10 protein-coding genes are annotated in these 14,072 nt (G+C 73.4%); 8 read left to right on the plus strand and 2 right to left on the minus strand.

Annotation, left to right across the window (positions count from 1 at the left end):
* The coding region (manA, locus tag ACRYR2_RS04415; protein WP_432561617.1) for a mannose-6-phosphate isomerase, class I at positions 1–1,259 on the minus strand (1,259 nt) is incomplete at its 3' end.
* A 49-nt stretch (positions 1,260–1,308) separates the two neighbouring features.
* Here manA and galE point away from each other — a divergent pair.
* Positions 1,309–2,271: a UDP-glucose 4-epimerase GalE gene (gene galE, locus ACRYR2_RS04420; protein ID WP_432561618.1), complete on the plus strand. Its 963-nt coding sequence runs from the start codon at positions 1,309–1,311 to the stop codon at positions 2,269–2,271.
* 112 nt (positions 2,272–2,383) lie between these two features.
* On the opposite strand, the gene ACRYR2_RS04425 is transcribed toward galE, so the two are convergent.
* On the minus strand, positions 2,384–3,313 hold the full coding sequence (locus tag ACRYR2_RS04425; protein ID WP_432561619.1) for an AEC family transporter: 930 nt from the start codon (positions 3,311–3,313) through the stop codon (positions 2,384–2,386).
* A gap of 178 nt (positions 3,314–3,491) precedes the next feature.
* Between ACRYR2_RS04425 and ACRYR2_RS04430 the strand changes: the two genes are divergently transcribed.
* The 7 genes from ACRYR2_RS04430 (at position 3,492) to ACRYR2_RS04460 (ending at position 14,071) form a co-directional block, all read left to right on the plus strand.
* A complete protein-coding gene (locus tag ACRYR2_RS04430) occupies positions 3,492–4,253 on the plus strand; it encodes a decaprenylphospho-beta-D-erythro-pentofuranosid-2-ulose 2-reductase (RefSeq protein ID WP_432561620.1) in 762 nt (253 codons plus the stop codon).
* 103 nt (positions 4,254–4,356) lie between these two features.
* Positions 4,357–5,853 (plus strand): glycosyltransferase family 39 protein, encoded by a 1,497-nt coding sequence (locus tag ACRYR2_RS04435; RefSeq protein WP_432561621.1) that lies wholly within the window; start codon positions 4,357–4,359, stop codon positions 5,851–5,853.
* A gap of 120 nt (positions 5,854–5,973) precedes the next feature.
* Positions 5,974–7,665 carry an N-acetylmuramoyl-L-alanine amidase gene (locus ACRYR2_RS04440; RefSeq protein WP_432561622.1) on the plus strand — a complete coding sequence of 564 codons (1,692 nt, stop codon included), beginning with the start codon at positions 5,974–5,976 and terminating at the stop codon, positions 7,663–7,665.
* Positions 7,662–8,705, plus strand: a complete 1,044-nt coding sequence (locus tag ACRYR2_RS04445; protein ID WP_432561623.1) for an LGFP repeat-containing protein — start codon at positions 7,662–7,664, stop codon at positions 8,703–8,705. Before ACRYR2_RS04440 ends, ACRYR2_RS04445 begins: the two co-directional genes overlap by 4 nt.
* Positions 8,706–8,919: 214 nt before the next feature.
* Entirely contained in the window at positions 8,920–10,389 is a 1,470-nt protein-coding gene (locus ACRYR2_RS04450; protein WP_432561624.1) for a DUF1800 domain-containing protein, read from the plus strand.
* An 8-nt stretch (positions 10,390–10,397) separates the two neighbouring features.
* The gene (locus ACRYR2_RS04455; protein ID WP_432561625.1) at positions 10,398–11,690 is read left to right on the plus strand and encodes a DUF1501 domain-containing protein; all 1,293 of its coding nucleotides are present in this window, start codon (positions 10,398–10,400) and stop codon (positions 11,688–11,690) included.
* A 368-nt stretch (positions 11,691–12,058) separates the two neighbouring features.
* Positions 12,059–14,071, plus strand: coding sequence for an N-acetylmuramoyl-L-alanine amidase (locus ACRYR2_RS04460; protein ID WP_432561626.1), 2,013 nt, complete (start codon positions 12,059–12,061; stop codon positions 14,069–14,071).
* Position 14,072 lies beyond the last annotated feature (1 nt).

Consider the following 14,072-nt stretch of genomic DNA (forward strand, 5'->3'; position numbering starts at 1 on the left):
CCCCCCCCCCGCCCCCCCCCCCCCCCCCCCCCCCCCCCCCCCCCCCCCCCCCCCCCCCCCCCCCCCCCCCCCCCCCCACCCCCCGGCCCCGCCGCCGCCACCCGCCCGTCACCGCTGATCGACAGCGGGTGCTCGGCGGCCGTCACGAACGCGCTCTGCCCCTGCGCCAGCTCCAGCGAGCCCGCCGAGGACTCCAGCCGCACCGATCCCTCGAGGACCAGCACCGCCCGCGGCACCGCCCGCTCCCAGCGCGTGGCGGCACCGGGGCGCACCCGCAGCACCGTCAGCGCGAAGTCGTCGACGTCGTCGGGTTCGAACACCTGCTCGTCGGCCGAGACGACCCGCGGGGCCAGCAGCGGCGGCGGGAGCACCCGGAAGTCCAGCACCCGCAGCAGCTCGGCGACGTCGACGTGCTTGGGCGTCAGCCCCCCGCGCAGGACGTTGTCGGAGCTGGCCATGAGCTCCACGCCGGTTCCCTCCAGGTAGGCGTGCACGTTGCCGGCCGGCAGGTACAGCGCCTCCCCCGCCGCCAGCCGCACCTGGTTCAGCAGCGTCGAGACCAGCACCCCGGCGTCTCCGGGGTGGTGGCCGGCGAGTTCGACGACGCAGCGGGCCGAGGGGTCGTCCAGGGCCGCGCAGGCCTGCGCCACCGCCTCCACCAGCGGGGCCACGGCCTCGCCGGGAGCGGTCAGCAGCAGCCGCGTGGCCTCCCGCAGCGCGTCGGAGTCGGGGCGGGTCAGCACCTCCAGCAGGTCGTCGAACAGCTCGCGCGAGTCCGCCGGCAGCGCCGGCAGCGCCAGCCCGGCCAGCAGCTCGCGCGCCTGCGCGGGCGCGCGGAACCCGGCCATCGCGGCGAAGGGCTCGAGGGCGAACAGCAGCTCGGGCTTGTGCGAGGTGTCCTTGTACAGCCGCTCGGGCGCGTCGATCGGCACACCCGCGGCCTCCTCCTCGGCGAAGCGCTCGGCCGCCGTCGCGTCGTCCGGGTGCGCCTGCAGCGACAACGGCGCCGCGGCCGACAGGACCTTGAGCAGGAACCCCAGCCGGTCACCCGATCCCGCCGAGGAGCCGAGGAACTGCGCGGGGGACGCCGCGATCCGCTCGTCCAGCCGCACCCCCTCGGCCTGCGACGGCGCCGCCGGGTGGGCACCGATCCACAGCTCGGCCTGCGGTCCGCCGTCCGGCTCGCGGCCCAGCAACCGCGGGATCGCCGTCGTCGACCCCCAGGCGTAGGGCTGCACGGCGTTCGTCAGTCTCAGCACAGCACCGAGGCTACGGGGACCGGCGGGCGCCGTGGCTAGAGTCGAGGTCATGAGCGTTCTCGTGACGGGCGGTGCCGGCTACATCGGATCCCACGTGGTGCGGCTGCTGCAGCAGCGCGGCACCGACGTCGTGGTCGTGGACGACCTGTCCAACGGCCGGGTGGAGCGCGTCGGGAACGCCGCGGTGGTCGAGCTCGACCTGGCCACCGACGCGGCCGTCCCGGCGCTGACCGGGGCGTTCGCCGAGCACGGCGTGGAGGCCGTCATCCACTTCGCCGCCCGCAAGCAGGTCGGCGAGTCGGTGGCGCACCCGGCGCGGTACTGGTCGCAGAACGTCGGCGGGATGGCGAACCTGCTGCAGGCCATGGAGACCGCGGGCGTCGGCAAGCTGGTGTTCTCCTCCTCCGCGGCCACCTACGGCGCCCCGCAGACCCCGGTGGTGCGCGAGGACGGCCCGGCCGAGCCGATCAACCCCTACGGCCAGACCAAGCTCGTCGGGGAGTGGATGAGCCGCGCCGCGGGCGTGGCGTGGGGGCTGCGCTCGGCCAACCTGCGCTACTTCAACGTCGCGGGGGCCGGCTGGCCCGACCTGGGCGACACCGCCGTCATGAACCTCATCCCGATCGTGTTCTCGGCCCTGGACGCCGGGCAGGCGCCGGCGGTCTTCGGCGACGACTACCCCACCCCGGACGGGTCGTGCATCCGCGACTACGTCCACGTCCTGGACCTGGCCCAGGCGCACCTGGCGGCCCTGGACCACCTGGCCACCGAGGACCGTCCCCACGACACGTTCAACGTCGGCAGCGGCCGGGGTGCGTCGGTGTTCGAGGTCCTCGCCGAGGTCCGGAAGGTGACCGGCATCGACGTCGACCCCGTCGTCAACGCCCGCCGCGCCGGGGACCCCCCGCAGCTGGTCGCCGACGTGGAGCGCATCACCACGACCCTGGGCTGGTCGGCGACGAAGGACCTGAGCGACATCGTCACCAGCGCCTGGGAGGCCTGGCGGAAGTAGCCGCGCGCAGCGGGAGCGGACGTCCGCCTCGCCGGCCGTGACCGTCGCGCAACGGGCAGTCGTCGCGGTCAGCCGGTGCGTCCCGCTCACGCCGCGGAGCGGTGGCCGACCCTCAGTGCGGCAGCAGCACGCTGATCAGCAGCAGCACGGGCGCGACCAGGACCGTCGTCACCAGCACGGTGTCGCGGGCCAGGTCGCGCCCGACGCCGTAGCGGACGGCGTAGGTGAAGACGTTCTGGGCCGTCGGCAGCGCCGCCACGACGGTCGCCGCGAACACCGCCGTCTCGTCCAGGCCCAGCACGAACCGCGCCACGGCCCACGTCACCAGGGGCTGCACGAACGCCTTGAGCGCGCTGGCCACCAGCACCTCCGGCGAGCGCCAGCCGGTGGTGCTGCGCCCGTGCAGGGAGATGCCGAAGGCCACCAGCGCGCCGGGGATGGCGAAGCCGGCGAGCAGGTCCAGCGGCTGGGCCAGCGCCGTCGGCAGCGTCCAGCCGGTGACCGACAGCACGATCCCGACCGCGCTGGCGATCAGCACGGGGTTGGCCAGCGGCGCCAGCAGCCGCTTGGCCGAGGCCCAGCCCCCGCCGCCCGGCGGGTGCCGGCTGACGTCCAGGATCCCCAGCGCCACCGGGGACAGCACGACCATCTGCAGCAGCATCGCCGGCAGCACCGCGGTGAGGTCCTGCAGCACGTAGGCCGCGACCGGCAGGCCGATGTTCGCGGCGTTGACGAAGGCGGCGGCCAGGCCGCCGATGACGAGGTCGTCGCGGGACAGGCGCAACCGGTAGCGGGCGATGAGCACCCACAGCACCACGGCCGCGACGACGCCGCTGGCGGTGACGACCAGCTGCTCGGAGAACAGGACGTGGACGTCGGCGTCGGCCAGCGTCTGCACCAGCAGCGCCGGGGACCCGACGAAGAACACCAGCCGGGACACCACCGCCTGCCCCGAGGGGCCCAGCACGCCGGTGCGGCCCAGGACGTACCCGACGGCGACGAGACTGGCGACGACGACGAACCCGGTGAGGACCCCGGTCACTGGACCTCGGTGCCGGATCGGCGCAACGCAGTCACCCGCAGGAGGGTATCCGTGGGCCGGGCCCCCGCCGGACGCCGCCGACCCACCCTCCGCAGGGGGTCACAGTCCCCTCACGATCCCCTCCGCCGGGCCTCGGTCGGCAGGGACCTGCCCGAACCCGTTGCTAGGGTCGACCGCTGTGATCGACGCGCTCGGAAACCCCCGCTCGGTCCTGCTGCTCGGCGGGACCTCCGACATCGGCCTGGCCGTCGTGGAGCGGCTGAGCCCCGAGCGCCCGCTGCAGGTGACCCTCGCCGCCCGTCCCGGCGCCCGCCGCGACGAGGCCGTCAGCCGCCTGCACCGCCGCGGCCACGAGGTCCGCACGGTCGACTTCGAGGCGACCGACCTCGGCTCGCACGCCGGGGTCGTCGAGCAGTGCTTCGACCCGACCTTCGGCGACGTGGACGTGACGGTCCTGGCCTTCGGGGTCCTGGGCGACAACGAGGTGTCCTGGCAGGACGCGGACGCCGCCGTGCAGGTGGCGACGGTGAACTACACCGCACCGGTCAACCTCGGGGTGCACCTGGCCGCCAAGCTGAAGGGGCAGGGCCACGGGGTCCTGGTGGCGCTGTCCAGCGTCGCCGGTGAGCGGGCCCGGCGCTCGAACTTCGTCTACGGCTCCTCCAAGGCCGGTTTCGACGCGTTCTTCACCGGCCTGCGCGAGGCGCTGCGCCCCAGCGGCGTGCGCGTCGTCGTGGTGCGGCCCGGCTTCGTCACCACCAAGATGACCGAGGGGCTGAAGACGGCCCCGTTGTCCGTGTCCGCCGAGCAGGTCGCGGAGGTGACCGTGAACGCCGTGCGCAGCGGCAAGGAGACCGTGTGGGCCCCTGAGCCCATGCGGTGGGTGATGTCGGCGCTGCGTCACGTGCCGGCCCCGGTGTTCCGCAAGCTCCCCCTCTGACGAGCGAGGTCCCACCCTGTCGACCACGCCCACGCGGCCCGGTGCTCCCGCCCTCGGGATCCCCGCCGCGCGACGACGTGTCCTGGGACGGGCGGAGGTCCCGGTGCTGCGCTCACGAGGCCGGCGGCCCGACCTGCTGCTCGGCCTCGGGGCGGTCGTCAGCGCCCTGCTCGTCTTCTCGTGGCGGCTGGGCACGCCGAGCCCCTGGCGCGACGAGGCCGTCACGATCGCCGTCGCCTCGCGCTCGGCCGGGCAGATCCGGGCGCTGGTGCAGGACGTCGACCTCGTCCACGCCCCCTTCTACTTCCTCACGCACGCCCTGTTCGGCGCGGACGTCGACATCGTGCAGGCGCGGTGGATCTCCGTCGTCGCCGCCTCGCTGACGGCCCCCCTGCTGTACGGCCTCGCGCGGCGGGCGGCGGCCCCGGCCGTGCCGGTCGCGACCGCGCGGCTGACCGGGGTCACCGCGGCCGCGCTGTTCGTGTCGATGCCGTTCGCGAGCCGGTACGCCCAGGAGGCGCGTCCGTACGCCCTGGCGACGCTGGTGGCGACGCTGGGGACGTACCTGCTCGTGCGGGCCGGCTCCTCGCACCGGCGCGCGTGGTGGGTCGCCTACGCGCTGTCCATCCCGGTGCTCGTCGCGCTGAACACGGTGGCCGCCCTCGTCCTGGTCGCGCACGCCGGCTGGGCGCTGGCCGCGGGCCGGACGGTGCGCTGGCGCGCGGCCGTGGCCGCCGGCACGGGGGTGGTGCTGTCGGTGCCGCTGCTGCTGGCCCAGGACGCCCAGAGCGCGCAGGTGGCCTTCCTGCAGCGGCCGACGGTCGCCGAACTGGGTGGTCACGTCCTCTTCGCGCTGGGCTCCTCCGGCGTCGCCGTGGTCGTGGCCGGGCTGGCGGCCGCGCTGGCCGTGTGGCGGGCGCGGGCCCGCCGCCTGGTGCTGGTGGGTCTGCTGTGGGGTGTGCTGCCGTGGCCGCTGCTGTGGGCCGTCTCGCAGGTCACACCGTTCTGGACGACGCGCTACCTGGTCTTCGTCGTGCCCGGGACGTGCCTGCTGCTGGCGTCGGTGGTGACGGTCGCCCTGCGCCGACGGGTCCCGATCGTGGTCGCCGCGACGCTCGTGGGGGCGATGACGGTGACGGGGCTGCACATGCAGCTGGTCTTCCGCTCCCCCACGATCGGGCACGCCGAGGACCTGCGCGGGACGGCCGACTACGTGGCGACCCACGCCCGGCCCGGCGACGGGTTGCTGTTCCTGCCCGACGGGGAGTACCGCTACCGCGTGCTCACCCAGCTGTACCCCGAGGTGTTCGCACCGCTCGACGACATCGCGCTGGAACGCACCGCGACGGAGTCGGCCACGTTGGTGGGAACGACCGTCCCGGCCCGGTTCCTGTGGCAGCGGATGGCCGACGTGCAGCGGGTGTGGGTCATCGGCGGGGTCGGTCCGGTCGTCACGAAGACGGCCGCCGACCGCGAGACGAAGCGACTGCTGGACAACGGGTACGAACTCGTCTCCACGGAGGAGAAACGGGCGTTCAGCGTCAAGCTGTACGTGCTGGACGATCCGGCGGTTCAATCCGACGCAGGGGTTTCTCAGTGATTGCGCCGAGATGACGCCCCCCTGTCGTCACGCCGGTCACACCTGACCCTCCATTTACAACTCAGCCCCACATCGCCTACGTTCCGTCGCAACCCCACGCGGACGGAGCGCACTTCCCCCATGGCCTCGCCCATCCCTGGACCACGTCGTCCCTCGACGCGGCCCCTCAGCCGCCGTGCCGCCCTGACCGGGATCGGCGGCGCCCTGGCCGTGCCGGCCGTGCCGGCCGTGCCGGCCCCGGCGCTCGCGGCGCCGACGATCCCGACGCCCACCACGACCGGAGGCGTGCAGACGTTCGGCCTCGCCGACCGGGTCCGCGCGCTGCTGTCCGGCGCGCTGTCCGGCGCGACGACCACCACGGTGTCGGTCCCGGTCGACGGCGGCGCGATGGTGGGTGTGACGTTCCCCCGCGGGACGCGCGCCGCGTCGGTGGCCGTCCGCGTCACCCGTGCGGGGGCCGCTCCCGGGCCGTGGCTGGACCTGGCGCTGTCCGACAACGCTCCCGACCCCGGCCGCGCCGACCCCGACGTCGTCGCCTCGGACCCGGTGTGGACCGGTGACCTCGGCCCCGGCGCGACGGTCGAGGTCCGGTTGCCGCTGGCCGACGCCGCCCACGCGCAGCTGGCGGTGGTCGACCCCGGTCCGGCGCCGTCGGCCACGCCCTCGCGGACCGCTGTGACGCTGGCCGCCGCCTCGGTCTCGGGTTCGACGGCCGACTCGCTCCGACCCCGGATCCGGTCGCGGGCGGAGTGGGGCGCCGACGAGTCGTTGCGCCGCGGCGCGGCGGAGTACTCCCCCGCCATCGCCGCCGCGGTCGTGCACCACACCGCCGACGGCGGCAGCTACAGCCAGGCCGACGTGCCGGCCGTCATCCGGGGGATGTACCGCTACCACACGCAGACCCTGGGCTGGAGCGACCTGGGCTACAACTTCGTCGTCGACCGGTTCGGCGGGATCTGGGAGGGCCGGGCCGGGGGCGTGACCCGGGCGGTCCTGGGGGCCCACGCCGGTGGGTTCAACTCGGGCACCTTCGGGGTGTCGATGATGGGTGACTTCACCTCCCGTGCCCCGTCGGAGGCCTGCCTGCAGGCCGTCGCCGCCGTCATCGCCTGGAAGTTCCGGCTGCACGACGTGCCGGCCGAGGGAACCGTGCAGCTCACCTCCTCCGGTGGTGGCACGGCCCGCTACGCCGCCGGCGCGGTCGCCACGATCGACCGGATCAGCGGTCACCGCGACGTGGGGTACACCGCCTGCCCCGGCGACGTCGGGTACACGCGCATGGGCGACGTGCGCGCGCGGGTGCGGACCCTGCTGGCCGGCCACCCGCGCGGTTCCGCGGTCGACCGCAAGTACGACGAGGTCGACGGCCCGTCCCTGCTCGGCGCGCCCACGAGCGCCGAGGGGAACGCCCTGCGCGGCGGCCGGTTCCGCCACTACGAGAAGGGGTCGATCTACCACCACCCCGACCTCGGGACGCACGTGGTGCGCGGGTCGCACACCGGCAAGTACGCCTCGGTCGGCTGGGAGTGGTCGCCGTTGGGTTTCCCGACGGCCGACACGACGAACCTGCCCGGGGACGTCGGGAGTTTCACCCACTTCGAGCACGGCTCGATCTACCGGCGCGCCGGGCAGGAACCCCGGATCGTGCGCGGCGCGATCCGGACGGCGTGGGCGGCGCAGGGCTGGGAGAACTCCGCCCTGGGTTTCCCCGTCTCGGACGAGTACGACGTCCGCGGCGGGCGCGCCTCGGACTTCGAAGGTGGTCAGTTGCGGTGGAACTCCTCCACCGGCCGAGTTCAGGAGGCTTCGTGAAACGTCTGCTCACCGTCACCCTCACCAGCGTCGGGGTGATCGCCCTGAGCGCCCCGGCCGCCTTCGCCGACGTGCCGCAGGCACCCGGTGGCCTGCCCGCGGCCGTCGACGACCTGGCCGAGTACGAGGGGGCGTCGACGTGCGACGTCGTCCAGCCCGGCACGGAGGCCCTGCGCGACCTGATCCGGGACGCCTACGGACAGCAGACCATCGGGATGACGCGCGCCTGCCCCAAGAGCGGCGCGGTGAACTCCGAGCACCACGAGGGCCGGGCGCTGGACTGGATGCTCGACGCGGCCGACCCGGCCGACGCCGCGCTGGCGCAGGAGTTCCTGACCTGGCTGCTGGGCCCGGAGGCGAACGGCGAGTCGGCCGTCAACGCCCGCCGGCTCGGCGTGATGTACGTCATCTGGGACAACCAGGTCTGGAAGTCCTACCGCGCCGACCAGGGGTGGCAGCCCTACACGGGGGCCAACCCGCACACCGACCACATCCACGTCTCGCTGTCGCACCGCGGTGGCGCGGCCGAGACGTCCTGGTGGACCGGGCAGACCGACCCGCTGGACGGCCACTGGGTCGCCACCGGCGGCGCCGGCTCCCGGTTGGGCAACCCCACCTCGGAGGAGTACTCCTACGAGTACTCCGGCGGTGAGGCCACGGCGAAGAACTACGACCACGGCACGATCCTGTGGTCGGAGGACACCCAGGCCCACTCCGTCCTCGACGCGATCGCCGCACACTGGTTCGAGAACGACCTGGCCGACGAGATCGGCCTGCCCGTCACCGACGAGTACGAGGTGCACAAGGGCGGGCGGGCCTCGCACTTCGAGACCGGCTCGATGTACTGGAGCCAGGACACCGGCGCCCACGAGGTCCGCGGCGACATCCGCACCGCCTGGGCGCAGCTGGGCTGGGAGAACAGCGCCCTGGGGTTCCCGACCAGCGACGAGTACGACGAGGGCGACGGCCGCCGCTCGGACTTCCAGGGTGGGTACGTGACGTGGACCGCGCAGGGGGGCGCGCAGGTCCACCTCAACTGACCCCTCCGGCGATCAAGGAAGCGACCCCGGTGATCAAGGATTCGCGAATCCTTGATCACCGGGGTCGATTCCTTGATCGTGGTGGGGGGTGGGAGCGTTGCCCCCCGGCCGGGCAGGACGGTGCTCGCGGGGGCGGGCGGCAGCGCCGGTGCGGACCTGAGGCCCCGTCACCCGCTCGGCTCAAGCTTTCAAGATCCTCTGCCGAACAGGTGCCGTGCCCACCCCGATCCGCGTCTCCCGTGGCAGCCGCAGCCCGGTCACCAGCCTCTCCACCCACGAGTCCGCCGCAGACCACCTCCACCTGCTCCGCCGCGCGACCTGGGGTCCCACCCCCGAGTCGCTGGCCGAGGTCGCCCGGATCGGCACCGTCGCCTGGCTGGACCGCCAGCTGAACCCCGCCGCCGTCGCCGACACCGCGATGGACGCCTTCGCCGGGCGGATGAGCTTCTACGGCCGCAGCCCGCAGGACCTGTGGGGCCGGCCGTACGAGGCGACCGAGTGGAACGCCATGTTCGAGACCGGCCGCCTCACCCTGGCCCGGCAGATCTGGAGCACGCGGCAGCTGTTCGAGGTCGTCGTCGACGTCTTCAACAACGTGCTGCACGTCACCAACCCGAGCTCGGAGGTGTGGTGGTGCCGGCAGGACTACGACCGCAACGTCATCCGCGCCCACGCCTTCGGGTCCTTCGCCGACATGCTCGTCGCCTCCGCCCGGCACCAGGCGATGCTGATCTACCTGGACAACACCTCCTCGAGTGCGGCGCACCCCAACGAGAACTACGGCCGGGAGCTGCTGGAGCTGCACACCGTCGGCGTGGAGGCCGGGTACGGCGAGGAGGACGTCAAGAACTCCGCGCGGTTGCTGACCGGCCTGACGATCGCCCGCGACGGCAGCTCGGTCTACGACGCCGGCCGGCACGACGGCGGCGCGCGCTCGATCTTCGGGTTCACCGTCCCGGCGCACAGCCCGGCCGACGGCAACGTCTGGATCGAGGGCTACCTGCGCTGGCTGGCCGTGCACCCCAGCACCGCCCGCCGCATCAGCACCAAGCTGGCGACCCGGTTCGTCTCCGACGAACCTCCGGCCTCCCTGGTCGAGGCCATGGCCCGCACCTGGCAGCAGACCGGCGGGCGGATCGTCCCGGTCCTGCGCACGCTGTTCGACTCGGCCGAGTTCTGGGCCTCGGCCGGCCAGAAGGTCCGCACGCCGCAGGAGGACTACGTCGCGACGCTGCGCACGCTGGGCACCGGCATGGAGTCCAGCGGCCTGGAGGGGATCACCAAGATCTACTGGCACGTCCTGGACCAGGGGCACGCGCCGATGGCGTGGGGCGCCCCCAACGGCTACCCCGACGTCGCGACCGCCTGGACCTCCCCCAGCGGCACCCTGAACCGCTGGAACCGGCACATGGACTTCGCGGCCGGCTGGTACCCGCCGGAGCTGAAGTTCGTCCCCGCGTCCTCGCTGCTGGCCTCGATCCCGGGCACGTGGGGCGAGCTCGTCGACGCCCTGGGCGTGCGGATCACCGGCAGCAAGCTCACCGCCGACGAGAAGGCGGGTCTGCTCGTGTACGCGGGCCGCTCGGCGAGCGCCCCCTGCTCCGCCGGTGACCGGTGGATCCGGGACAACCTCAAGTACCTCGTCGCTCTGACGCTCGACACCCCGACCTTCACGATCCGCTGAGGAGCCCCGTGAGCAAGAGCACCGCTTCCACCTCCACGGCCCAGGACCCCCGCTGCGGCTGCGACGAGGGTTCGCGCCTGGTCTCCCGCCGGTCCGTCCTGCGCGCCGCCCTGGCCGCCGCGGCGGCCGGGACGACCTCGTACGCCGTGGGTGACGTCTCCACCCAGGTCTCCTTCGCCGGCTCCGGCTGGAACGGCGAGACGCTCGTGGTGCTGAGCCTGCACGGTGGTTTCGACGGCCTGTCGGCGGTCGTGCCCGGCGGCGACGGCGGCTACTACGCGGCCCGCCCGAACATCGCCGTCCCGCGCTCCACGCTGCTGGGCCTGGACCAGATGTTCGGCCTGCACCCGGCCATGGCCCCCCTGATGCCGTTCTGGCGCAACGGGACCTTCGGCGTCGTGCACGCCGTGGGGCAGTCCGACCCGACCCGCTCGCACTTCGCGGCGATGGAGCAGATGGAACTGGCCGCCCCCGGCAGCTCGATCCGCACCGGCTGGATCGACCGGACCATCGGCTCGCTGGGCACCGGCTCGGTGCTGAACGCCGTGGGGATCTCGAACCAGACGCCGCGCTCGTTCGCGGGCCCGTCGCAGGAGACGACCACGACGTCGCTGGACGGGTTCGCCCTCATCGGCCCCGGCGACGACCGCGCCACCTGGCACGCCGCGCTGCGCCGCATCCACACCGGAGCCCGCGCCGAGGTCGCCCAGCCGGCGACCACGCTGATCACGGCGATGGAGGACGTCGCCCGCCTCAAGGGCACCACCACGAGCCCGGCCGGCTCCTACCCCGACACCGACCTCGGGCGCGCCCTGTCCCAGGCGGCCGTGCTGAAGAAGTCCGGCGCTCCCGTCCAGGTCATCGCGCTCGACTACGGCGACTGGGACATGCACGCCAACATGGGCCGCGTCGAGGCCGGCTGGATGCGCGACAAGCTCACCGAGCTGTCCTCGGCGCTGGCGGCGTTCGCGACCGACCTCGGTCCCTCCTTCGCCTCGACCACGCTGGCGACGCTGTCGGAGTTCGGCCGCCGGGTCGGCGAGAACGCCTCGGGCGGGCTGGACCACGGTCACGGCAACGCCGTCCTGCTGCTCGGCGGCGGGGTCGTCGGCGGGCGGGTGCACGGCCTCTGGCCGGGCCTGGGCGCCGACCGCCTCGTCGACGGCGACCTGGCCGGTACCACCGACTACCGCGCCGTCATCGGGGAGATCCTGCAGAAGCGGTGCGGGGCCGGCTCGCTGTCGACGATCTTCCCCGGGTTCACCGGCGGCCAGCTGGGGGTCGTCCGTTCGCGTTCATGATCACGGAGCGTGATCTTCGCACCGGCTGAACGTTTTCTGGACACGGCCCGACAGGACCCTCCGGACTCGCTGCGGATCCGGGGGGTTCTGCCTTGTCGCACACCGGAAAGCAGGGAACACCGTGGGACGAAACGGACGCGTGTGACTTAGAGTGAATGCGTGACCACGGAGGTGTTACCTGGTTGTGCACTCCCGTACCTTGTGCATCACCCGCACCATCCCCTACTTTGCGTTACGAATCAGGCACAGCCCGGTAGCGACACGCTCAAGGTCCGTTGCCAGCACGCCGATGCCGAGGACGAACGTTCACCCGTGTGGGTCTGACCACCGGTGAGCACCGCCCCCGCCAGAAGGAGGAACGAGGCCAGATGCGGTCCGTCACCACGCCCCTGTCCCGCCGCACCCTGCTGTCCGGCGTGGTGGGCACCAGCGTCACCGGCGCCGCCCTCCTGTGCGCGCAGAGCCCGGCCAGCGCCCAGACCGGCACGGCGCTGATCCCCACCGCCCTGACCCCCACGGCCCTGCAGGTCGGCGGCTCGACGCGCGCCTTCGCCCTCGCCGCCCAGCGCGCGGCGTCCCTGCTGTCGACCGGGGACCTGGCCACCGTGAGCATCGGCGTCGACGGCGGGCACATGGTCGGCGTGACGTTCCCCTCCGGCGCCTCCACCGACACCATCTCGGTGCGCGTCCGCACCGCCGGTGCCGACTGGACCGCGTGGAGCGACCTGCCCCTCAACGACTCCGAGCCCGACCCCGAGACGGCCGAGGGGCGGCGCTCGGTCACCGCCTCGGACCCGCTGTGGGTCGGCGCGCTGGGCACCGGGGCCACCGTCCAGGTCCGCCTGCCGCAGGCCGACGTCGCCGACGCGCACCTGCAGCTGGTCGACGCCGGGGAGAGCACCGCGCTGGCCCAGCCCGCCCAGGCCCGCACCACCCTCGCCTCCCCGGGGACCAAGACCAGCCCCAAGGCCGTCGCGCAGCCGACCATCCGCACGCGCGCGCAGTGGGGCGCCGACGAGTCGCTGAAGAAGGGCGGCGCGTCCTACAGCAGCACCATCAAGGCCTGCGTCGTGCACCACACCGCCGACGGCGGGACGTACAGCCAGTCCGAGGTCCCCTCGGTCATCCGCGGCATGTACCGCTACCACACCGTCTCCCTGGGCTGGTCCGACCTCGGCTACAACTTCGTCGTCGACCGCTTCGGCGGGATCTGGGAAGGCCGCGCCGGCGGCATCAGCCAGCCGGTCGTCGGCGCGCACGCCGGCGGGTTCAACACCGACACGTTCGGCGTGTCGATGATGGGCGACTTCACCTCCGTCGCCCCGAGCGCGGAGTGCCTGGAATCGGTCGCCAAGGTCATCGCCTGGAAGTTGTCGATGTACGGGCTGCCCGCCGACGGCGCCGCGTACCTCACCTCCGCCGGCGGCGGAACCGCCCGGTACGCCAAGGGCACCAACGTCAAGCTGCGCACGATCAACGGCCACCGCGACGTCGGGTTCACGGCCTGCCCGGGCAACGTCGGGTACACCAGGATGGACCAGATCCGCTCGCGCGTGGCGCAGATCATGGGCTCGGCGACCAGCACCGCGATCGACGCCAAGTACGCCGCCGTCGGTGGCGCCGGGGTCCTGGGCACGCCCACGACGTCCGAGAACGACACTCCCGCCAAGAACGGTTCCTACCGGTTCTACACCGGCGGCGCGATCTACTGGAGCTCCAGGACCGGCGCGCACACCGTGCGCGGGGCGATCCTGGCCGAGTACGGCCGGCTGGGCTGGGAGAAGAGCGGTCTGGGTTTCCCGACGACCGACGACTCCCCGGCCAAGGGCGGGTTCTACAACCACTTCGAGGGCGGCTCGATCTACTACTCCGCCGCGACCGGTGCGCGCGACGTCCGCGGCGCGATCCGGCAGAAGTGGGCCTCGATGGGCTGGGAGGGCGGTCGCGCGGGTTTCCCGACCACCGGCGACTCGCAGGCCAAGGGCGGCTGGTTCAACCACTTCCAGGGCGGCTCGATCTACTACTCCGCCGCCAGCGGTGCGCACTTCACCGGCGGCGCCATCCGCGACCGCTGGGCCGCCCTGGGCTGGGAACGCGGCGGCATGGGTTTCCCCACGACCGACGACACCCCGACGCCCAACGGCAAGGGCTGGTACACCCACTTCCAGGGCGGTTCCATCTACTGGAGCGCCTCGACCGGCGCGCACGCCGTCCGTGGCGGGTTCCGCGACACCTGGGCCTCCCTGGGCTGGGAGACGTCCTGGCTGGGTTTCCCCACGAAGGACGAGTACCCCGTCGCCGAGGGCCTGCGCATGGAGTTCCAGGGCGGGTCGCTGACGTGGAACAAGGGGACGAACAAGATCACCGCGAAGAAGAACTGAC

Source organism: Kineococcus deserti (assembly GCF_050871945.1).
Lineage (GTDB): Bacteria > Actinomycetota > Actinomycetes > Actinomycetales > Kineococcaceae > Kineococcus.

What these genes read in the sequence shown, in the direction of transcription:
- galE (WP_432561618.1), top strand. Translation starts at nt 1,309, where the DNA reads ATGAGCGTTCTCGTGACGGGCGGTGCCGGCTACATCGGATCCCACGTG.
- ACRYR2_RS04440 (WP_432561622.1), top strand. Translation starts at nt 5,974, where the DNA reads ATGGCCTCGCCCATCCCTGGACCACGTCGTCCCTCGACGCGGCCCCTC.
- ACRYR2_RS04460 (WP_432561626.1), top strand. Translation starts at nt 12,059, where the DNA reads ATGCGGTCCGTCACCACGCCCCTGTCCCGCCGCACCCTGCTGTCCGGC.